Consider the following 20,190-nt stretch of genomic DNA (forward strand, 5'->3'; position numbering starts at 1 on the left):
ATCAACGATAATGGAACAAAAGTACAACACGAATTTAGCATCAGAATTTTATGTAATGTCAATGTTATATAGATTAGGGTTAGATGCATATTTGACATTGGGCAACAAAAAAGGAGTTGACATTGTGCTAAGAAATACCGATGGTAGTTCAATTAGTATTGAAGTAAAAGGAGTAAATAAGAAAACGGATGATTGGCCTTTATCTTCAAAAGATATTAGTCTATCTGCTAATCTTTTTTATATTCTAATTAGTTATGAAAGCGAAATTGGAAACTTACTGATACATCCACATCTTTGGATTATTCCTGCAAATCTTATTGCCGATAAATGTAAAAAGGCTCAAACTAAAACAGGTAAGTACTTATATTATATGTCGCATAAAGTTATTAGAGAACAGTTTGATGACTATAAAAACAATTGGCAAATACTTCAAACGCAATTATTAACTAATACAAATAGGCTATTTTTGTAATCCAATCTTTTGAATTGCATAGATGTAATCCGCTTTATCGATCTCTCCTGTCTTGATTTAGAACCATTTATAAAAAAGACAAACTATCACAAATTGTGATACCTATAATCGAAATAATATTTTAAAGCATTTAGTAGATATAAAAGATAACCAAGTTATTTTATTTTTGAATTTTAAAAAATCATGGAAATATTAAAGCTAAACACCTTTCCAAAAAAGACGCAAAACTATTGCTGCAAATAAAACTGCGCCTCTTGCAAACTCCTTGATTTGCTGATAATCAAACTATTATGCCCACATGACTTTGTGCAACAACTTGTTGCACAATCAGCCAATTTTTATAATCAGCATTCGTCATTCCATCCATGCTTTCAAATTCTTCTTCCATGCTTTTTAAGCCTTAATGCAATTCTAAAAGTAATACTTTTGCTTCAATCCAAACAGCATGGCAAACCCAACTACTTCTTTTTATCAAACAAAACCTTACCTGTTTTTAAAAAGCTTATTATCGTCTTAAATTTCAAATACATTTGCAATATCTCAAACTTAAAAACCATGAAAAAAACACTTTTACCTTTGCTGCTTACGCTATTGATAAGTTCTTTTGCATTTGCACAACAACCTTCGGCAACTGGCGGAAAGGCAGTTCTTACCAATGATATGGTGGAAACTTTAGTAAAATTTGATATACAACGTTTTAATTTAACACCTGAACAGGTTGTGCAAGACAGAAAAGTTCTTGCTGATTATCAAACAAAATCTAACGCAATATCTAAAAATAGTAACCAATCTGTCGATCAACTTAAAGCTGCTGTTAAGAAAACACGTTTAGAGTTGGCACAGGGTTACAAATCATTTCTTAATACCGAGCAGTATAATCATTTCTTGACAACCTATAATAAGCTGCACCCCAATGCGCAAATCCATTAGCAGCTTGATTTAAAGATGTTTGATACTTCTTTTACCATACAAAAAACAGTAGCTTTTGTAAAGCAAACTTTGCAAAACGCCGAAAGCGGCCATGATTGGTGGCATATTCTTCGCGTTTGGAACAATGCCAAATTGATCGCCCAAACTGAACAGGTTGATCTGCTGACTGTAGAATTAGCCGCTTTATTGCATGATATTGCCGACAGCAAATTTCATAACGGCGATGAAGAAATCGGGCCAAAAACAGCGGGGGAATTTTTAAAAAGTATCGAAGTTGATGCAGTTGTAATTGAACAGGTGCAGCAAATTATCCGAAATCTATCGTTCAAATCCAGCTTTGATAAACCTGTTTTTACTTCCGAAGAACTAAAAGTGGTGCAAGATGCGGACCGTTTGGATGCCATCGGCGCCATTGGTATTGCGCGTGCTTTTACTTATGGCGGCTTTAAAAACCGGGAAATGTACAACCCGGAAATTGCGCTCGATTTTAACCTCACCAAAGAAACCTACAAAAACTCAACCGCGCCAACCATCAACCATTTTTATGAAAAGCTGCTGCTGCTGAAAGATTTGATGAACACCGAAACCGCCAAAACAATCGCTGCCCAAAGGCACGAATTTATGGAATTGTACCTCGAACAATTTGCCGCGGAGTGGAGCGGAACAAAATAACTGTATTTTCGCGCCCGAAAACATTTGAAGCAATTTGATGAAAATACTTTACATACTTCTTTTATCGGTACTTTTTTTGTCTGCCCAAGCACAAACGGATACGCTGAAGCAACAGCGTTTTAACCTGCATTTCCAGCAAACGGTTATTACACAAACACATCCTGGTTTTAACGCAAAATATACAGGCGACAACAGTTTGTCCCCTTTCCACGAAACGGCAAGCTCATTAACGGCAACGCTTTTTGGCGGGGCGCGGTTGTGGAAAGGCGCGCAGGCTTTTTTTAACCCGGAAATGTCTGGCGGCGCAGGTTTCAGCAAAACGCTGGGTGTTGCCGGTTTCCCAAATGGCGAAACTTTTCGGGTTGGTACGACCGAGCCTAAAATTTATGTTGCCCGTGCTTATTTAACGCAACGTTTTAATTGGGGAAATGAGCAGGATACTATCAGCGATAATAATAATCAACTGGCAGGACTGCAAAGCAAACGCTATTTTTCCATCACGGCCGGAAAATTTGGCATGGCCGATTTTTTCGATACCAACGAATTCAGCCACGACCCGCGCACGCAGTTTATGAACTGGTCGTTGATGAGCAATGCGGCCTGGGACTATCCGGCCAACACGCGCGGCTACGTTTTCGGTGTTTATTTTGATTACCACCAGCCTTCCTGGGACTTGCGTTTTGCAGTAACCATGATGGCAAACATGGCAAATGGCTCAATTTGGGACGGAAAGATCGGCAAGGCAAATTCGCAAACTTTGGAATACGAAAAGCGGTTTGGTTTTTCGGGCGATAAAAAAGGTTCTTTCCGAATTTTAGTTTTTAACAATAATACTAAGATGGGCAATTATCGCCAAGCCATTGCCGAAAACCCAACTGCGCCGGATGTTGTTTCCACGCGTGCCTACGGCCGGAACAAATTGGGTTTTGGGTTGAATGCCGACCAATACCTCAGCAAAGATTTCGGCGTTTTTGCAAAAGCAAGTTACAATGATGGCCGGAACGAAACTTGGGCTTTTACCGAAATTGACCGCTCCGTCAGTTTTGGCGGCGTTTTGGCCGGAACTTCCTGGAACCGTAAAAACGATGAAGTTGGTTTGGCTTTTGTTGGAAACGGGATTTCTGCCGCGCACCGCGATTATCTGGCGGCTGGCGGTTATGGTTTTATTATCGGTGATGGCGCGCTTAATTATTCGCCCGAAATGCTCGCCGAATTGTATTACAAGTTAAACGCTTATAAAAACATGATCTATTTGACGCCCGATTACCAGTTTATCCTCAACCCGGCCTATAATAAAGACCGCGGGCCGGTACATGTATTTTCGATCCGTGCGCACATTGCCTTTTAACGTGCAAAAGCCAGCCAGCCAAAATAAAGCAGCATAAAAACAGCACTGATAAAATTCATGCGCATGGCGTTTTTATAATTTGCTGCCGATGCTTCTTTTATCACCTTAAAAAACCAGTAATTAAAAAACAGGAAAATAGGGAAGGAGCAGCCCAGGAAAAAGTAAAAGTTGTTTATTTCGCCCAAAATATGCCAGTAAAAGAAGCATAAAACGATACCAGCCGCAAACACAATCCCCGAAAAAATAAACGAACCTTTGTAGCCCAGCAGCAAACTCAGCGTTTGGTCGCCGCGCTTGCTGTCTTCTTCGTGCTGATAGATTTGGGTAAGCGGATACGAAGCGCCAATCAAACAAGAACAGATTCCGCCGGCAATTAAAACCGGAGCGTTCCAGTTAAAAGCAGAAAGTGTTGTTCCGATCATCCCGCCAAAAATCGCCCAGTACATAAACGCGCCCTGGAAAAAGAAAACGGTAAGAAAACTGATAATCGGATATTTTTTTAAACGCGTTGCCGGATGGCTGTACAATTTTGACATCAACCCGTAAATTAAAACCGAAAACGCAAACCAAATGCTGATAAAAAAACCTAACAAAAAAGCAATCAGTTCCATCAAAACAGAAACAAAATACAAGCTTTTGTCCACCGCGGGTGGTTTTTCTAACAAGCCAATGCTGCCTTCATCTTTGTCAAAATAACTGTTGTAACCGTTCGTTGCCGGAATGGCCAGCACATACCAAATGATAAAAATCAGCATCGCCCGCAAAAAATCAACATGTTGTGCCTGACTATAGGCAAACAGGTAAACCGGCAGCAAAAAAACGGAAAATACAAAACGCAGATGCGCCAGGGTTGATCTGCTAACCAGCATATATAGTTTTATTGGCTAATATAATAATAGTTCTTAATTTGGTTGAGATTACAAAAGCCTCTTCTTTTAATGAAAAAAATAGCTGTCATACTGTTTTTAGCACCCTTTTTTGTGTGTACTGCGTTTTCGCAAACGTCGCAAAAAGTAACGTCTTCTGCCGTAACTTTCAAAATAAAAAACCTGGGCATCAATACCGAAGGCAGTTTCGGCGGGTTTAAAGCCACCATCATTTTTGATAAAGAACCTTTAGAAAGCAGTAGCATCGAAGCTTCGGTTGATACGCGAACGATCAATTCGGACAACGAAATGCGCGACGACCATCTGAAAAAAGAAGCATATTTTGATGTAGCGCATTACCCTGAAATCAAAATGAAATCTGTTGCCCTGAAGCATCAAAAAGGCGAAAACTACACCGGCGATTTCGACGTAACTATCAAAGCAAAAACTAAACGCATCAAACTTCCTTTTACGTATACAGAAAACGACAGCGGCAATTCATTCAAAGGCAGTTTCCCTATTAAACGTTCTGATTTTGATATTGGCGGAAAAAGTATGGTTCTGTCTGACGATGCGCTGGTTACGATTGCCGTAGAAACAACAAAATAAGCCGAAAAATAATTTAATTTAAATGAGTAGTTGTATCAGTGCCGTAGGAATTGCCAACCCGAAAAACCGGATTGCGCAAAGTGCGATTTTGGGTTTTATGAGAAAGGCTTTCCGCTTAAATGAAAATGATGCCAACCGCTTAAAAAGCATTTATGATCATTGCGGCATCAACCAGCGGTATTCTGTTATTCCCGATTTTGGTTTTGATGATTTTGCCGAAAACGAGTTTTTTCCGGCAAATGAAGACCTCGAACCATTTCCGGATACCAAAAAGCGGATGGGTTTTTATCGAAAACAGGCCATTGAAGTTGCGGCGCAGGCGGCACAAAATTGTCTTTCGGCTTTTGATGCTTCTTTTACCGGCAAAATTTCGCACTTAATTACCGTCAGTTGTACCGGCATGTATGCGCCGGGAATTGATATTGACCTGATCGAAAAATTAGGTTTAAACCGAAATACCGAACGTATTTGCATCAATTTTATGGGTTGCTACGGCAGTGTGAACGCGCTTAAAACGGCCGATCATATTTGCCAGGCCAATCCCGAGGCCAAAGTTTTGGTTGTTTCGGTGGAGTTGTGCACGCTGCATTTTCAAAAGGAAAACACGCTGGAAAACTGGGTGGCCAATTCGCTTTTTTCTGACGGTGCGGCGGCGGCAATCATAGAAAACACCGATAAAAGAAGCATCAACAAACCGCATTTGATCTTGAAAAATTTTTACGCCGAGTATATTTACGAAGCCCGGAACGAGATGAACTGGCTGATCAGTAATTCGGGTTTTGAGATGAAGCTGACATCGCAGGTTTCCAAACAAATCCAAAAACACATCAAGCCACTGGCCGAAAAAGCCTTGCAAAAAGCAGGTTTGCTTTTGCAGGAAATTGATTTGTTTGCCATTCATCCCGGCGGAAAAAAAATATTGGAAGCCGCAGAAAACGGGCTGGGCATTTGCAAATGCAAAAACAGTTTTGCGCACGAAGTTTTGGCAGAATACGGCAATATGTCATCGGCCACGATTTTGTTTGTGCTGCAAAAAATACTGGCCGAAAAAACCGACCAACTGGCACAAAATATTCTAAGCTTTGCTTTTGGCCCTGGGTTAACGGTTGAATCCATGGTTTTGCAAAAGCAATCGGTATGACGGATGTGATTGTCATTGGCGGCGGTTTGGCCGGTTTGTTTAACGCTATTTTGCTCAACCGTGCTGGTTTAAAAGTGCTGCTGATCGAACGTAAAACCTATCCTTTCCATCGGGTTTGCGGCGAGTACATTTCCAACGAAACTATTCCGTTTTTAAAAAAGCTGGACATTGATTTGGAGGAATTGAACGTTGCCCGAATCAACCGCGTAGAAATTACCGCAGTTTCGGGCACCAAGTTTTCGCAGCGTTTAGATTTAGGCGGATTTGGTTTGAGCCGATACACTTTCGACAACTATTTGTACAAAAAAGCGCTGGCCGAAGGCGTACAATTTATGCTGAACACGAAGGTGGAAGATGTCCGTTTTCAGGACAATACTTTTGAAGTTTTGGCTTCCGGAGAAACGTTTACGGCTCCTTTGGTCATCGGTTCGTTTGGCAAACGCGCCAATTTGGACCAGAAAATGAACCGCGGTTTTTTTTATAAACGAAGCCCTTTTCTGGCGGTAAAATTTCATATCCGCGCTGATTTTCCTGCTGATCTCATACAATTAAACAATTATAAAGATGGTTATTGCGGCGTAAGCAAAGTAGATGGCGACCGCTGGTGCATGTGTTATCTGGCGCACCGGGATGATTTGCGGAAGTACGGGACTTTGCCCGAACTGGAGAAAAACGTGATCCGCAAAAACCCTTATCTCAACAAAATTTTTGAAGAGGCTGAGTTTTTACTGGACAAACCGGAAGTGATCAACGAGATTTCTTTTGAGAAAAAGCAGCCCGTAGAACAACATATTTTGATGAGCGGCGATACGGCTGGCATGATTGCGCCGCTGTGCGGAAACGGGATGACGATGGCGATCCATTCAGCCAAAATTTTGTCGGAAAAGATTATCGAAAATTATAAAGCCCACCAATTTTTACCCGATAAAAGAAGCATCCTTGAACAAGCTTATACTTCCGAATGGAACAAGAAATTTGCAGGGCGGTTGTGGGCCGGCCGGCAAATGCAAAAATTGTTTGGCCGAAACGCTGCGACAGACCTCACCTTAAAAACTTTAAATTATTTGCCGAAAATGGCCGGTTTTTTAATCAGTAAAACCCACGGACAACCATTTTATTGATTTTAATTTTTTGCCGATGCCAGATTTTAACAAACGTGCAACAGGATTGGAAATCATGGATGATTTCAGTCTTGGCGCAGACGAAATTGACCCGTTATTAGGCGGACTGGAAAAAGTGAACCAGTATTTGGGCGGCTACAAGGTTGTTTTTTCTGCCCTAAAAGAAGTATCGGTCAAAAACAATTTTCACATCAGCGATTGGGGCTGCGGCGGCGGCGATGTGTTGCGCGCCATCGAAAAAAAAGCAGAAAAGCAAAACCTGCACCTACAATTTACCGGCATTGACGCCACGCCTGCTGCCGTAAACTTTGCCAACCGAAAAAACACTTCGCCCCAAATCCGTTTTATTTTGGCCGATGTTCTGTCCGAAGAAGTCTCTACCTTAAAATTTGATATAGTTTTAAGCACGCTTTTTACACACCATTTTGAGGACGAAGCCTGGATTTTGCTCATCAAAAAAATGATAAATTGTAGTCGCCGCGCCGTTATTATTGATGATTTGCACCGGCACTGGTTTGCTTATTACGCCATTAAAATCATCACCCGAATTGTAACGCGTTCACGTTTGGCGCGGTACGATGGGCCGTTATCGGTTTTAAGAGGCTTCAAACGGAAGGAACTGGAAAGCTTATTGCAACAAGCGGGCATCAAAAATTATAATATTAAATGGATGTGGGCTTTTCGCTGGCGGATTATCCTTTACAAAAGCTAATTTTGAAACATGAGGTTGAACGTACTCGTTTTTATCAATGCGCTTGCGGTTGCCATTACGCTGGGCATCACCAATTTTTATTTTAGCCAAAGCTGGTACGATGTTTTTCAAATCTTTTCGATTTCGCTGGTTACCAGCTTTATCGTTTTTTATTATTTGATCGAAAAGTATGTTTATTCGAAAATCAAGATCATTTACAAACTCATCCATAGTTTAAAATTAGGCCGCGATTTGCGTGATGCTTTGGGCGAAAACATCAGTTCTGACCCAATCAATGATGTGGAGCAGGAAGTAAAAGAATGGGCCAAAGAAAAAAAACTGGAGATTGAAGTGCTTAAAAAGCAGGAAAAGTTTCGGCGCGAGTTCCTGTCCAACCTTTCCCATGAATTTAAAACACCGCTTTTTGCCATGCAGGGTTATCTGGATGCGTTGCTGGACGAAGACGGTCTGGACGATCCGGAAATGACGCTGAAATTTTTGAAAAAAGCATCAAGCAATGTGGACCGGATGAGTTACCTGATTAAAGATTTGGACGAAATTTCAAAATTGGAATCAGGCGAACTGCCGATCAATTATACCAAGTTCAAGATAAATGAGCTGATAAAAGAAGTATTTGAAGCAGAAGAAGTAAAATCGGTTCAATACAAAATCCAGTTGGTTTTTAAGGAGAAATACAACGAGCCGATTTACGTAAATGCCGACAGGGAAAGGGTCAGGCAGGTTTTGATCAACCTGATTGACAACGCTTTTAAATACGGCAAAACCAACGGCACCACTTCGGTCAGTCTGTTTTCATTGCACGATCAGGTTTTGGTGGAAGTAACCGATGATGGCGCAGGCATAGACGAAAAAAACCTGCCGCGTTTGTTCGAGCGATTTTACCGGACGGATGCCAGCCGTTCTCGCCAGATTGCCGGTTCGGGTTTAGGTTTGGCTATTGTAAAACACATTGTAGAAGCGCACCAGCAAACAATCCACGTCAGGAGTACGCTTGGGATTGGCTCTACTTTCGGTTTTACATTGGAAAAAGCGAAGCCGCAACCCTTTCCCGGGTCGGCCATGCTGAAAATTAACAATAACTTAACACAATAACTTTACTTTTGCCTGTAATTAAAAAGCATGTCGTTAAATAGCATTTTCCAATATTTTGTACCTAAGGACAAAAAGATATTTTTTCCTTTGTTTGAGCAAGCCGCAGCAAATGTTGTTGAAATGGCCGTAATTATGGTGGAAGCTGTAAATGCTCCGGATGCCGGGCGACGCGAAACCTTATATCAGCAAATTGATAAAATGGAAAATGTGGGCGATGACATTACCCACCAAATTTATTTAGAACTCGGCAAAAATTTTATTACGCCTTTTGACCGTGAAGATATCCACTCTTTGGCTACCGCAATTGATGATGTGGCCGATTTGATCCAGGGTTCGGCCAACCGGATGAGTTTGTACCAGATTACGGAGATGACCGAGCCGATCCAGAAATTGTCCGAGTTGATTTTGCAAGCCAGTTACGATTTGCAAAAAGCAGTTGCCGAACTGAAAGATTTAAAGAACGTAAGAAGTATTGCCGAATCTTGTATCCGCATCAACAGTATTGAAAACCAGGCTGATTATGTTTTTGACCGTGCCGTTGCCGATTTGTTTTTGTATGAAAAAGATGCCATTAAGTTGATTAAATACAAAGAAATTCTGGCTGCGCTGGAAACCGCGACAGACCGTTGCGAAGATGCGGCCAACGTGATGGAATCAATCATCGTAAAAAACGCTTAACTGATGGTATCTGTCCTACTGGTTGTCGTTGTTGTTTTAGCCCTTATTTTCGATTTTATCAATGGTTTTCACGATGCGGCAAACTCTATCGCCACCATCGTTTCCACTAAAGTTTTAACGCCTTTTCAGGCTGTTTTATGGGCGGCTTCTTTTAATTTTATTGCTTATTTTGCCATACCCGACCATAAAGTGGCCAATACCATCGCCAAAACCGTTTTCGAAAACTTTATAACGATGCATGTAGTTTTGGCCGGGTTGATTGCCGCTATTTCCTGGAATTTGGTTACCTGGTGGTTTGGTATTCCTTCCAGTTCATCGCATACTTTGATCGGTGGTTTTGCCGGTGCCGGGATGGCAAATGCTGCTTTTATGGGTGTAAATCCTTTCCACGCAATTAATTCAGACCCGATCATCAAAATCGTGCTTTTCATTTTTCTGGCACCAATCATTGGGATGATCTTTGGGATGGCCATTAATATCCTGATCATGCATATCTGTAAAAATGCGCGCCCTGCTGTGGCCGAAGTCTGGTTCAAACGCCTGCAATTGGTTTCATCCGGCGCATTAAGCTTTGCACATGGCGGCAATGATGCGCAAAAAGTAATGGGGATTATTTACGTGGCACTGGTTGCCTCAAAAGTAATTGCCAACGATGCCAAAATGCCTGAATGGATCCCTTTTGCCTGTTATTCGGCTATTGCAGCCGGAACGATGTCTGGCGGTTGGAAAATCGTTAAAACCATGGGCACCAAAATTACCAAAGTAACACCGCTGGAAGGCGTAAGCGCCGAAACTGCCGGTGCCATCACTTTGTTTGTTACCGAGCATTTTGGCATCCCGGTTTCTACCACGCACACCATTACGGGTTCTATTATCGGGGTTGGCTTAACCAAACGCGTTTCTGCAGTTCGTTGGGGCGTAACCATCAATTTGATTTGGGCCTGGGTTTTAACCATTCCGGTTTCTGCACTCGTTGCGGCTTTGGTTTTTTCGATTATCAAACTATTCCCTTAAGCTTTCGTCCTAAACAAGTTCAATTGCAACATTCATGCGGACTTAGAACTTTAAATCGTTCAGCTACGTTAACGTCTTTAATTTTGCGTTGGCTATTATTTAGGTTGATCTAATTTTTATGAAAAAGCATACCATTTTACTCAGTACTGTTTTTACCATGCTTTTTTTGGCCGGAAACATCAAGCAGGCGCAAAGCCAGTTGCTGGATAAGCTGTTGAAAAAAACCACAACTTCCGGCACCAGTAATAAACCTTCTGATCAGGAAATTTCCGGAGGCATAAAAGAAGCATTGCAACAAGGCATTATCAAAAGCAGCGACCAGCTTTCCGCTGTCAACGGTTTTTTCAATAATGCGGCCGTAAAGATTCTATTTCCGCCGCAGGCACAAAAAGCAGAAAATACTTTGAGGAAATTAGGATTGAACAAGTTGTGCGATAACGTAATCCTTTCGTTAAACCGCGCGGCAGAAGATGCGGCCAAACAAGCCAAACCAGTTTTCATTTCCGCCTTAAAACAAATGAGTGTGAAAGATGCCACCAGCATTTTGCTTGGCCCGAGCGATGCCGCCACGCAATATTTTAAACGGACAACTACGGATTCGCTGGCTGCAAAATTTCGCCCGGTCGTTCATCAAAGTTTGGATAAAGTTGGCGCTACACAATATTACAGCCAGGCTGCTACGGCTTACAACAAGGTTCCGTTTACTTCCGGTAAAGTTGATCCAGATATCGAAAATTACGTAACGCAAAAAGCCATCAGCGGTTTATTTACAGAGATTGCCCGGCAGGAACTGCAAATCAGGCAAAATTTGTCTGCACGGCCAACGGCTTTGCTGCAAAAGGTTTTTGGTTACGCTGCTCAGGCAAAAAAGTAGTTCAATTTTAGGTTGATAAAAGAAGTATTTCCTCCCTCTCCTTTGGGAGAGGGTCGGGGTGAGGTTATGCTTCTTTTATGCCTGTTATTTTTGTGTGGCTGCCCAAAGGGGTTCATCGTGCCAATTATTTACAAAGCCTAATTTATAAATAGGTATTGAAGGGTTGCTTTTAAACAGTTCTAATATTTTGCTTTTGATATGATGATTGGGTGAAATATGGTTGCATAGATAAACCATACAAGAGATAATTAGAAATGGTTTTTTAGTTTGAACAGGTAAAAGACGGTTATTAAACCACAAGCCAACTGGGTTATTGATACGTTCTATTGGCGTTTTAACCATGCTTCTGCTCCATAATCGGGAATGATGGGCAATAATGTTTCGAACATAAGTAATAGCTTCTAACCAACTTGATAGTTCTGTAGCTAAATTCAGACCCATTTCTTTTGCAATAATTGCTTTCTGCGGCAATTGATGCTTTAAGTTTTTGTACAATTTTGAAAGCGTACCCATTGAAGCTATTTCTAAAATTTTCCAAGCATCAGAATCTTGATTTGGATAACGGCTGCGTTGATCTTTGATGAAAATTTCCTGACTTCTGCTAAATTCTTTTTGGAGTTCGTTTATGGTACTTTCATAAATAGAAGTAGTTGTATTGTTAAATGTAATTGTTCTGTTTTCAAACAAAGAAGCATCTAAGTACCATAACCCACCATAAGCAATAGATAAATGATAAATTAATTTAGTCCGCAATGCAACTTCTATTCGTTCTATGGCATCAAATAATATCAGGCGTAAATGGCGGTCAAAATTGTACCGGTCTATAATATCTTCAAAGTAAGTACGGGGTTTAAAAGTATGCAAAACAATATCTTCTTGCATGTCCCACCAATATCCCTTTAATCGGTAATAACTTATATTTTTTAAAAGATTTGCTGCTTGGGTTTCATCTTGAAATAGCATTCCTCTCTGTTTAAGTAATGCTATTTGCTCTTCAACAATATAAGAGGGCTTGTTTGCCATTGCTATAAAAAAAATGACCCGCTTGCAGTTCTTATGGTATGCAAAGCGGGTGCTGTTATTACAAAAGTAACTATTTTTTCTAATTTTAAATCTTATTTAAAAGTATTTTTAGGTTGATAAAAGAAGCATCGGCCTAAAAAACGGATGCTTCTTTTATGCCTGTTATTTTTGTGTGGCGGCCCAACTGTCCATTTTCTTTTCCAAAACAGCTAAAGGCATCGAACCGTCTTTTAAAATCTGATCATGGAATTCGGCCAGGTTAAATTTGCTGCCCAATTGCTTTTCATAACGCGTGCGCAATTCGCGGATTTTTAATGCACCAATTTTATAACCTAAAGCCTGACCGGGAATTGCCATATAACGTTCAATTTCAGCAGTTGCACCTTGCTCGCTGATGGCTTCATTGTCCATCATATATTTGATGGCTTGCTCGCGCGTCATTCCTTTGGTGTGGATGGCGACATCAACCACTAAACGGATGGCGCGGTGGATTTCATCACCCAAAGCGCCCATGTATTGGTAAGGATCGGTGTAAAGCCCCAGCTCTTTGCCCAATGATTCGCAATACAAAGCCCAGCCTTCCATATAAGCATTATCGCCACCAAAACGACGGAATTTAGGCAGTGAAGTATTTTCCTGCGTTAACGAAATTTGATAATGATGGCCGGGAATAGCTTCGTGCAAAAACAAAGATTCCATGCCCGAAGTGGTGTTAAATTTGGTCGCATCTAAAATTGGCACATAAAAAATACCCGGACGGGTTCCATCTGCCGAACCCTGATTGTATTCTGCACTGGCAGAAGCAGCACGAAAAGCTTCCGTTTGCCGGATTTCAAAAGGTGTTTTTGGCACATGGTTAAACATCTTTTTCAGGTTCGGCTCCACACGTTTATGGATGTTTTCGAAAGCAGCCAAAACCTGTTGCGGCGTTTTGTATGGCATAAACTTCGGGTCGTTTTTCATGTACTCAAAAAACGCTTTCAAGTCCCCTTTAAAGCCAACGCTGTTTTTGATGCTGTCCATTTTATTACGGATTCGGGCAACTTCCTTTAAACCCAACTGGTAAATTTCCTCCGGCGTTTTGTTGGTCGTGGTTTGTTGTTTCACCAAATACTTATACATTGCAGCGCCGCCAGGCATGGCCGAATAACCGGAACTTGTTCGCGCATGAGGTAAATATTGGTTTTGCAGATAATCGCCCAATTTTTTATAAGTTGGCACCACGACTTGCATGATTGATTTCTGGTATACTTCTTTTAACGTCCTTTTATCAGCATCCGAAAAAGACTTCGGGAAGTTGTTGATCGGGCCGTAAAACAAGCTTTTGGTTGGATCGGTAACTTCCATCGCACGCATTTGCGGGATCATTTTTAAAACCAAAGCTTTCGGCAAAACCAATCCGCTTTTTACACCTTTTTGAAAGTTTTGGATGGCTGTGTTGCTCCACACCGAAAAAGCCTGCAAGCGTTTCAGCCAGTTTTGATAATCCTGCACGGTTTTAAAAGGCTGCGCGCCGGTACCAGAACCAAACTGCCCTATCGTGATTGGCAGGGCATAGAACTGGTTGAAAGGCAAATACTCAAAATGATAATTAAATCCTTCTAATGCAATTTGCATTTCATAAGTAAAAATATCGTACGAAAGCTGGTCTTCTGCATCCAAATCTTCGCGCTTAAAAGTTTTTATTTTTTTTAGGTTATCAGCATAAAACGATTTTGCTTTGGTAAGAAAAGCAGCAGAACCGTCGTCCTGCAATTGGTCGTTGTAACGGTTATCGCCGATGGAAGTAGCTTCCAACGGATACAATTTCAGCCTGTTTTCGTAATACTGATCAAAAAAAGCAGCTAACGCTTTGTTTTTTCCTGCGGAGGATGACCCGGTTTTATTTTGGCAGCTTGTTACCAGCAAAGCCACAACGGCAAATAGCAATCCGATTTTTTTCATGCTATAAATTTAGTTTTTAGGCGGAGAAATAAAAGTCTTGCGCATAAAAAAATCCCGCCGATTTAAATCAGCGGGATTTTAAGTAGATAAAAACAGCATCAGTCTAAATTAACAACCTTACCGGTTCTTCCAATAATGATTGTACAGTTTTCAGAAAAGCCGCAGCCGTAGCGCCGTCAACCACGCGATGATCGGCACTCAAGGTAACTTTCATCACATTGCCCGGCACAACGGCACCATTTTTAACTACCGGCACTTGTTGAATGCCGCTAACGGCAAGGATACAAGCATTAGGTATATTTATAATAGCTGTAAATTCGTCAACACCAAACATTCCTAGATTTGATATAGTGAAAGTTGAACCTTCCATATCAACAGGCTGTAATTTTTTAGTTTTGGCTTTTTGAGCGAAATCTTTTACTTCTGCAGATATACGGCTTAAAGATTTTCCATCTGCAAAACGTACAACCGGGACTAATAAACCTTCGTCAACAGCAACAGCAACACCAATATTTACATGTTCATTAAAGCGAATCTTATCACCTAAGAAAGAAGAATTAATTGCGGGGTGTTGCTTTAAAGCAGCCGCACATGCTTTTACTACAAAATCATTAAATGATATTTTGATTGTAGCTACTTCGTTCATTTTACCACGTGCTACAATTGCTTCATCCATATTTATTGCCATCGTCACATAAAAATGTGGTGCAGTAAATAAGCTTTCAGACAAACGTTTGGTTATTGCCTTGCGCATTTGGGTAACCGGCTTTTCGGTAAACTTCTCTACACCAATATACTCGGGAATGATAATGGTATTTTGCGCTTTCGCCATGCCTTCCTTCGCAATCGCGCTGGTTGCAATTGCTTCCTGTGCTTCTTTTAAGGATGGTTGCCCGGCAGGTGTTGTTTTGGCTGAAGTTTCGGTTTTGGCAGCAGGCGTAAAGGCTTCCACGTCTTTTTTAACAATGCGCCCGCCTTCGGCACTTCCTTTAACTTCTGTTAGGTTGATGCCTTTGTCCTGGGCAATTTTTCGTGCCAGCGGCGATGCTTTTACGCGGCTGTCGTTCGCAACAGCAGTTGTTTCTGCCGATGCTTCTTTTACCGGTGTATTTTCTGTTTCTTCAGTTTTGGTTTCTGCGGAAGGAGCTGATCCGCCGTCTTGCAGTAAAGGTGTAATATCTGTTCCTTCCTTACCTACAATCGCAATAATGCCGTTTACCGGTGCAGCTTCGCCTTCTTTTACGCCGATGTAAAGCAAGGTTCCTTCTTCATAACCAACCACTTCCATGGTGGCTTTGTCGGTTGCCACATCAGCCAGCGAATCGTCTGCTTTTACTTTATCGCCAACTTTAAAATTCCATTTTTCAATGGTGCCTTCCGTCATGGTGTCGCTTAGTAACGGCATCCGAATAACAGTAGCCGGAATTCCGGATGTATCAACTTTTGCAGCAGGTGCAGCGGCAGGTTTTTCTTCTGTTTTTGACTGTTCGGTTTTGGTTTCCGTTTGAGGTGCCGGACTGCTTTCTGCACCTAACGCAGTTTTATAATCTTCGCCTTCTTTTCCAATTACGGCAATTACAGCATCAATTGCTACTGCTTTACCTTCTTCTGCACCAATGTAAAGAATTGTACCGTCTTGGTAAGATTCAAGGTCCATTGTAGCTTTATCTGTCTCTACCTCAGCCAATAAATCACCTGATTTTATTTTATCACCAACTTTTTTATGCCATTTGGCCAATACCCCTTCAGTCATGGTATCGCTCATTTTTGGCATTTTTACTACTTCGGCCATATCTAATAATTGGAATTTTTTATGTTGATCAATGCTTCTTTTATCGCCTAAAAATCAGCTCATGATGTATGGATAATCTTTCTGCACATACACATCGGTATATAATTCGGAAGCTTCTGGATACGGAGATTCTTCTGCAAATTTTACCGCTTCGTCCACCATGCCTTTTACTTTGGCATCCACGCTTTCGATCCAGGCTTCATCGGCATAATTCTCTTTCAAAATAGCTTGTTTAACTACTTCAATCGGATCTTTTGCCTTATAGCTTTCAACCTCATCTTTGGTGCGGTATTTTTGCGGGTCAGACATCGAATGCCCTTTATAGCGGTAAGTACGCATTTCCAGGAAAGTTGGCCCTTCGCCTTTGCGTGCGCGTTCAATCGCTTCATCCATGGCATCATGCACCGCAACCGGGTCCATGCCATCAACCGGTGCAGAAGGCATATCGTAAGCCAAACCCATTTTATAAATATCTGTCATGTTGGTGGTGCGCGCTACCGAAGTTCCCATCGCGTAACCATTGTTTTCGCAGATAAAAACAACCGGCAGTTTCCACAACATCGCCATATTAAAGGTTTCGTTCAACGCGCCCTGACGGACTGCGCCATCGCCCATATAACAAAGGTTTACAAAATCTTCGCCTTTGTACTTACTTGCAAAAGCGATACCTGCGCCCAAGGGGATTTGTCCGCCTACAATCGCGTGGCCGCCATAGAAAAAGTTTGCTTTGTCAAAAAGGTGCATCGAGCCGCCTTTCCCTTTGGAGCAGCCGGTTGCTTTGCCATACAATTCGGCCATGATGGCGTTTGGAGAAGTGCCCAGTGCCAAAGCGTGTGCGTGATCGCGGTAAGTGGTGATCATACTGTCGCCTTTTTTAATAACAGACATGGCGCCGGCCAAAACCGCTTCCTGCCCGATGTATAAATGACAAAACCCGCGGATTTTTTGTTGTCCGTACAACTGTCCTGTCTTCTCTTCAAACTTGCGCATCAATAACATGGATTCGTACCACATTAAATACGTGTCTTTTGTAATAGCAACTGAGCTCATGAACTATATATTCTTGTTTTAAGAACAGCAAATCTAATTATATCCTGATAAAAAAGCGAAACCTACAAGAGTTTGTTTACGTTATAATAAAATTAAACTATAGCGAAATTTTTATCACTTTCGTTTTTTTTTACGAAATAAAGCCTATAGATTTGAAATCCTGATAATAGAATGTTTTCAGGCACGTTGAATAACTTATTGAATAGATCAACAAATTAGTTTTAGATGAAGAAATTAACAATCATTATTCTGTTTTTAATAACAACTGCCACGGTTAATGCTCAAATAACAAAAGCTGTACCAAACCAGGCCACAGAGAAAAATAATAATGATGACGATAACGATGATAACCTAAGCAAAGGTTATTTTTCGCAAATTATGGGCGTTGCGCTCTCGGCAACTTCCAATGTTAAGCTGTTTCAATTTGTTTACGACTGGATCGGGACACCGTACCACTTAGGCGGAAACAACAAAAACGGTATTGATTGTTCTAAATTTGCTTTCGAATTGTACAATAAAGTATTCAATACGGTGATTGGCAACAATAGCCGGAACATTTTCAGCATGGTAAATCCGGTTGGCAAAGAAGAATTAAAAGAAGGCGACCTGGTTTTTTTCAAAATACACAGCCGTTCGATTACCCATGTTGGCGTTTATATCGGCGATGGCCGGTTTGCACACGCTTCTTCCAGTAAAGGTGTGATGATCAGTAATTTGGCCGACCCTTATTGGACACGATATTATTACAACGGCGGACGTTTGCTGTCAGATTTAACGGCAAGCAACTAAACAAAAAAAGCCCTGTAAAAGAAGTACAGGGCTTTTTTGTTATACATCTTTTGTGGTGCGTACCAAACTGATTCCGCTAAAGAAAAAGATAATGCCCACGATCACCGCAACAATTACCGATCGCGATTCGCCGGTGTGTTGTATAAAACTGTAAGCACCGTAAATAATCCCGATAATGCCCAAAAGGGTTAAAATTCCGCCAAAAGCTTTTTTCATAATTTCAATTGTTTAAGGTTTAAGTACAGTGGTAACAGCAAAAAATAAACCAATCTATCTAATACTGTTTTTACCTATATTTATTCAGTTTAAATCTTCTATAAAATGGCTAATATTTTTTCGCTCGTCCTTTTGTTCCTGCTTTTGGTTATCGCTTTCAGTTCGTTTGTAACCGTGCAGCAAGGCACCATTGCCGTGGTTACGGTTTTTGGAAAATACCGCAGGATTTTATTCCCCGGCCTCAATTTTAAAATCCCGCTGATTGAGCAAATTTATTCCCGCATTTCGATCCAAAACCGTTCCGTCGAATTGGAGTTTCAGGCCGTAACTGTTGATCAGGCCAATGTTTATTTTAAAGCGATGCTGCTTTATTCTGTGTTCGATCAGGCAGAAGAAACCATTAAAAACGTGGCATTTAAGTTTGTGGACGAAAAAAACCTAATGCAGGCTTTGATCCGTACGGTTGAAGGTTCGATCCGTGCTTACGTAGCTACCAAACGCCAGGCAGATGTGCTGATTTTGCGCCGCGATATTGTAGAACACGTAAAAGAACAGTTAGACCAGATCCTGGAAAGCTGGGGCTACCATTTGCAGGATTTGCAATTGAACGATATTACTTTTGATGATGTGATTATGAAATCCATGAGCCAGGTAGTTGCATCAAACAACTTGAAAGCCGCTGCCGAAAACGAAGGACAAGCTTTACTCATCACCAAAACCAAAGGCGCCGAAGCCGAAGGAAACGCCATCAAAATTGCTGCCGAAGCCGAACGCCAGGCGGCACAACTGCGCGGACAAGGTATCGCTTTATTCCGCGAGGAAGTGGCCAAAGGGATGACGCAGGCCGCCAAAGAAATGCAGGAAGCCAACATGGATACTTCCGTTATTTTGTTTACGATGTGGACAGAATCCATCAAACACTTCTCCGAAAACTCCAAAGGCAACGTGATCTTTTTGGATGGTTCTGCTGATGGCATGAAACGCACGATGCAGGAAATGATGAGTTTGAATTTGATGAATACGGATGGGAAAAAGGCGTAGGGGTTTTTTTATAGATAAATTATTACTCAAATAATTTCAAAAAAATTACTTTCCTTTCTGTAACTTATTTATAAATATTATCCTATACTTAATATAGTTTCTTTGTAATCCGTTTTTACAAACATTTAATTATTCTTTAAAATAAAATTCATGGAAATATCTTTACAACAAGAAATTAATAAAGTTAGAGTTGTAAATTCTGAAAGAAGGTATTGGTTTTTAAGAACATATAGCGGTGAGTTGTATAATTATTTTTTAGAAAATAATTTTGTCGGACTTGGTTTTAATAACGTTCCTTATCAGTATATAGAAGAAGCACAAATATCTGATGAAGCAACCTTAAATCGATTGCAAAAGTATATTGATAGTAATAGTGAGTATAAAAAAGGTGAAGCGACAAAATGGGCAAAACAGCTAGTTACCTTTAATCATTTAGTTAAAGTCGATGATATTGTAATAATTCCAAGTAAGTCTTCTGATGACTTATCATTTGGTATTATAGAAAGTGATACTTTTTTTGTTAAAACAGAGAAAACCTTTTTGTTTAATGAACGATATGAACCATATCCAGAAAAGAGAAAGAAAGTAAAATGGATAAAGACGATTACAAAATTAGAGCTTAGGGGTGAACTTAAAAACATGTTTACAAGTAGAGGGGCTTTATCAAGTGCTGATACATATAGTGAAGTTATAGAAGGAAATTTATCTACAGTTTATATTAAAAATGATGTTGGTTATTTGACTATAAAAGTTGATGAAGATGAAGAAATAAATGCTTTTGCTCTTCAAGAATTTCTAAGCAGCCT

Annotated in this window: 21 protein-coding genes; 15 read left to right on the plus strand and 6 right to left on the minus strand. The window is 40.8% G+C overall.

Annotation, left to right across the window (positions count from 1 at the left end; genetic code table 11):
• The first annotated feature begins 10 nt into the window (after positions 1–10).
• The 4 genes from V5804_RS17220 to V5804_RS17235 all read left to right on the plus strand — a co-directional run bounded on the left by V5804_RS17220 (position 11) and on the right by V5804_RS17235 (position 3,422).
• On the plus strand, positions 11–472 hold the full coding sequence (locus V5804_RS17220; RefSeq protein ID WP_369592651.1) for a hypothetical protein: 462 nt from the start codon (positions 11–13) through the stop codon (positions 470–472).
• A gap of 555 nt (positions 473–1,027) precedes the next feature.
• Entirely contained in the window at positions 1,028–1,402 is a 375-nt protein-coding gene (locus tag V5804_RS17225) for a hypothetical protein (RefSeq protein WP_369592652.1), read from the plus strand.
• Positions 1,403–1,417: 15 nt separating this feature from the next.
• Entirely contained in the window at positions 1,418–2,074 is a 657-nt protein-coding gene (locus V5804_RS17230; RefSeq protein WP_369592653.1) for an HD domain-containing protein, read from the plus strand.
• Positions 2,075–2,111: 37 nt separating this feature from the next.
• Positions 2,112–3,422, plus strand: coding sequence for a carbohydrate porin (locus V5804_RS17235; protein ID WP_369592654.1), 1,311 nt, complete (start codon positions 2,112–2,114; stop codon positions 3,420–3,422).
• Here the strand turns inward: V5804_RS17235 and V5804_RS17240 are convergent.
• On the minus strand, positions 3,419–4,291 hold the full coding sequence (locus tag V5804_RS17240; protein ID WP_369592655.1) for a UbiA family prenyltransferase: 873 nt from the start codon (positions 4,289–4,291) through the stop codon (positions 3,419–3,421). The genes V5804_RS17235 and V5804_RS17240 overlap by 4 nt on opposite strands.
• Positions 4,292–4,360: 69 nt before the next feature.
• Here V5804_RS17240 and V5804_RS17245 point away from each other — a divergent pair, with 69 nt between their 5' ends.
• The 8 genes from V5804_RS17245 (at position 4,361) to V5804_RS17280 (ending at position 11,529) form a co-directional block, all read left to right on the plus strand.
• The gene (locus tag V5804_RS17245) at positions 4,361–4,897 is read left to right on the plus strand and encodes a YceI family protein (RefSeq protein ID WP_369592656.1); all 537 of its coding nucleotides are present in this window, start codon (positions 4,361–4,363) and stop codon (positions 4,895–4,897) included.
• Positions 4,898–4,919: 22 nt separating this feature from the next.
• A complete protein-coding gene (locus V5804_RS17250) occupies positions 4,920–6,038 on the plus strand; it encodes a type III polyketide synthase (protein ID WP_369592657.1) in 1,119 nt (372 codons plus the stop codon).
• Positions 6,035–7,159 (plus strand): NAD(P)/FAD-dependent oxidoreductase, encoded by a 1,125-nt coding sequence (locus V5804_RS17255; RefSeq protein WP_369592658.1) that lies wholly within the window; start codon positions 6,035–6,037, stop codon positions 7,157–7,159. Before V5804_RS17250 ends, V5804_RS17255 begins: the two co-directional genes overlap by 4 nt.
• Before the next feature lie 16 nt (positions 7,160–7,175).
• Positions 7,176–7,871 carry a methyltransferase domain-containing protein gene (locus V5804_RS17260; protein WP_369592659.1) on the plus strand — a complete coding sequence of 232 codons (696 nt, stop codon included), beginning with the start codon at positions 7,176–7,178 and terminating at the stop codon, positions 7,869–7,871.
• Between the two features lie 9 nt (positions 7,872–7,880).
• A complete protein-coding gene (locus V5804_RS17265; RefSeq protein WP_369592660.1) occupies positions 7,881–8,963 on the plus strand; it encodes a sensor histidine kinase in 1,083 nt (360 codons plus the stop codon).
• A gap of 27 nt (positions 8,964–8,990) precedes the next feature.
• Positions 8,991–9,641 (plus strand): DUF47 domain-containing protein, encoded by a 651-nt coding sequence (locus V5804_RS17270; RefSeq protein WP_369592661.1) that lies wholly within the window; start codon positions 8,991–8,993, stop codon positions 9,639–9,641.
• A gap of 3 nt (positions 9,642–9,644) precedes the next feature.
• Positions 9,645–10,655, plus strand: coding sequence for an anion permease (locus V5804_RS17275; RefSeq protein ID WP_369592662.1), 1,011 nt, complete (start codon positions 9,645–9,647; stop codon positions 10,653–10,655).
• Positions 10,656–10,773: 118 nt separating this feature from the next.
• Positions 10,774–11,529, plus strand: coding sequence for a DUF4197 domain-containing protein (locus tag V5804_RS17280; RefSeq protein ID WP_369592663.1), 756 nt, complete (start codon positions 10,774–10,776; stop codon positions 11,527–11,529).
• Positions 11,530–11,613: 84 nt separating this feature from the next.
• Here V5804_RS17280 and V5804_RS17285 read toward each other — a convergent pair whose 3' ends face one another.
• The 4 genes from V5804_RS17285 to pdhA form a co-directional block, all read right to left on the minus strand.
• Positions 11,614–12,552 carry an Abi family protein gene (locus V5804_RS17285; RefSeq protein ID WP_369592664.1) on the minus strand — a complete coding sequence of 313 codons (939 nt, stop codon included), beginning with the start codon at positions 12,550–12,552 and terminating at the stop codon, positions 11,614–11,616.
• Positions 12,553–12,714: 162 nt separating this feature from the next.
• The gene (locus V5804_RS17290) at positions 12,715–14,496 is read right to left on the minus strand and encodes a DUF885 family protein (protein WP_369592665.1); all 1,782 of its coding nucleotides are present in this window, start codon (positions 14,494–14,496) and stop codon (positions 12,715–12,717) included.
• Between the two features lie 103 nt (positions 14,497–14,599).
• Positions 14,600–16,288, minus strand: coding sequence for a 2-oxo acid dehydrogenase subunit E2 (locus V5804_RS17295; RefSeq protein ID WP_369592666.1), 1,689 nt, complete (start codon positions 16,286–16,288; stop codon positions 14,600–14,602).
• A 54-nt stretch (positions 16,289–16,342) separates the two neighbouring features.
• A complete protein-coding gene (gene pdhA, locus V5804_RS17300) occupies positions 16,343–17,338 on the minus strand; it encodes a pyruvate dehydrogenase (acetyl-transferring) E1 component subunit alpha (RefSeq protein ID WP_369592667.1) in 996 nt (331 codons plus the stop codon).
• A gap of 225 nt (positions 17,339–17,563) precedes the next feature.
• Here pdhA and V5804_RS17305 point away from each other — a divergent pair, with 225 nt between their 5' ends.
• Complete coding sequence (locus V5804_RS17305; protein WP_369592668.1) at positions 17,564–18,127, plus strand: C40 family peptidase; 564 nt, start codon at positions 17,564–17,566, stop codon at positions 18,125–18,127.
• Positions 18,128–18,166: 39 nt separating this feature from the next.
• Here V5804_RS17305 and V5804_RS17310 read toward each other — a convergent pair whose 3' ends face one another.
• Positions 18,167–18,343, minus strand: a complete 177-nt coding sequence (locus V5804_RS17310) for a hypothetical protein (RefSeq protein ID WP_369592669.1) — start codon at positions 18,341–18,343, stop codon at positions 18,167–18,169.
• Between the two features lie 105 nt (positions 18,344–18,448).
• Here V5804_RS17310 and V5804_RS17315 point away from each other — a divergent pair, with 105 nt between their 5' ends.
• On the plus strand, positions 18,449–19,384 hold the full coding sequence (locus V5804_RS17315; protein ID WP_369592670.1) for an SPFH domain-containing protein: 936 nt from the start codon (positions 18,449–18,451) through the stop codon (positions 19,382–19,384).
• A 150-nt stretch (positions 19,385–19,534) separates the two neighbouring features.
• The coding region (locus tag V5804_RS17320; RefSeq protein WP_369592671.1) for a hypothetical protein at positions 19,535–20,190 on the plus strand (656 nt) is incomplete at its 3' end.

This window comes from Mucilaginibacter sp. (assembly GCF_041088075.1).
In the GTDB taxonomy this organism is placed as follows: Bacteria; Bacteroidota; Bacteroidia; order Sphingobacteriales; family Sphingobacteriaceae; genus Mucilaginibacter_A.

What these genes read in the sequence shown, in the direction of transcription:
- V5804_RS17265 (WP_369592660.1), top strand. Translation starts at nt 7,881, where the DNA reads ATGAGGTTGAACGTACTCGTTTTTATCAATGCGCTTGCGGTTGCCATT.
- V5804_RS17260 (WP_369592659.1), top strand. Translation starts at nt 7,176, where the DNA reads ATGCCAGATTTTAACAAACGTGCAACAGGATTGGAAATCATGGATGAT.
- V5804_RS17250 (WP_369592657.1), top strand. Translation starts at nt 4,920, where the DNA reads ATGAGTAGTTGTATCAGTGCCGTAGGAATTGCCAACCCGAAAAACCGG.
- V5804_RS17285 (WP_369592664.1), bottom strand. Translation starts at nt 12,552, where the DNA reads ATGGCAAACAAGCCCTCTTATATTGTTGAAGAGCAAATAGCATTACTT.
- V5804_RS17225 (WP_369592652.1), top strand. Translation starts at nt 1,028, where the DNA reads ATGAAAAAAACACTTTTACCTTTGCTGCTTACGCTATTGATAAGTTCT.
- V5804_RS17280 (WP_369592663.1), top strand. Translation starts at nt 10,774, where the DNA reads ATGAAAAAGCATACCATTTTACTCAGTACTGTTTTTACCATGCTTTTT.
- pdhA (WP_369592667.1), bottom strand. Translation starts at nt 17,338, where the DNA reads ATGAGCTCAGTTGCTATTACAAAAGACACGTATTTAATGTGGTACGAA.
- V5804_RS17255 (WP_369592658.1), top strand. Translation starts at nt 6,035, where the DNA reads ATGACGGATGTGATTGTCATTGGCGGCGGTTTGGCCGGTTTGTTTAAC.
- V5804_RS17275 (WP_369592662.1), top strand. Translation starts at nt 9,645, where the DNA reads ATGGTATCTGTCCTACTGGTTGTCGTTGTTGTTTTAGCCCTTATTTTC.
- V5804_RS17305 (WP_369592668.1), top strand. Translation starts at nt 17,564, where the DNA reads ATGAAGAAATTAACAATCATTATTCTGTTTTTAATAACAACTGCCACG.
- V5804_RS17295 (WP_369592666.1), bottom strand. Translation starts at nt 16,288, where the DNA reads ATGGCCGAAGTAGTAAAAATGCCAAAAATGAGCGATACCATGACTGAA.
- V5804_RS17235 (WP_369592654.1), top strand. Translation starts at nt 2,112, where the DNA reads ATGAAAATACTTTACATACTTCTTTTATCGGTACTTTTTTTGTCTGCC.
- V5804_RS17290 (WP_369592665.1), bottom strand. Translation starts at nt 14,496, where the DNA reads ATGAAAAAAATCGGATTGCTATTTGCCGTTGTGGCTTTGCTGGTAACA.
- V5804_RS17230 (WP_369592653.1), top strand. Translation starts at nt 1,418, where the DNA reads ATGTTTGATACTTCTTTTACCATACAAAAAACAGTAGCTTTTGTAAAG.
- V5804_RS17315 (WP_369592670.1), top strand. Translation starts at nt 18,449, where the DNA reads ATGGCTAATATTTTTTCGCTCGTCCTTTTGTTCCTGCTTTTGGTTATC.
- V5804_RS17240 (WP_369592655.1), bottom strand. Translation starts at nt 4,291, where the DNA reads ATGCTGGTTAGCAGATCAACCCTGGCGCATCTGCGTTTTGTATTTTCC.
- V5804_RS17220 (WP_369592651.1), top strand. Translation starts at nt 11, where the DNA reads ATGGAACAAAAGTACAACACGAATTTAGCATCAGAATTTTATGTAATG.
- V5804_RS17245 (WP_369592656.1), top strand. Translation starts at nt 4,361, where the DNA reads ATGAAAAAAATAGCTGTCATACTGTTTTTAGCACCCTTTTTTGTGTGT.
- V5804_RS17270 (WP_369592661.1), top strand. Translation starts at nt 8,991, where the DNA reads ATGTCGTTAAATAGCATTTTCCAATATTTTGTACCTAAGGACAAAAAG.
- V5804_RS17310 (WP_369592669.1), bottom strand. Translation starts at nt 18,343, where the DNA reads ATGAAAAAAGCTTTTGGCGGAATTTTAACCCTTTTGGGCATTATCGGG.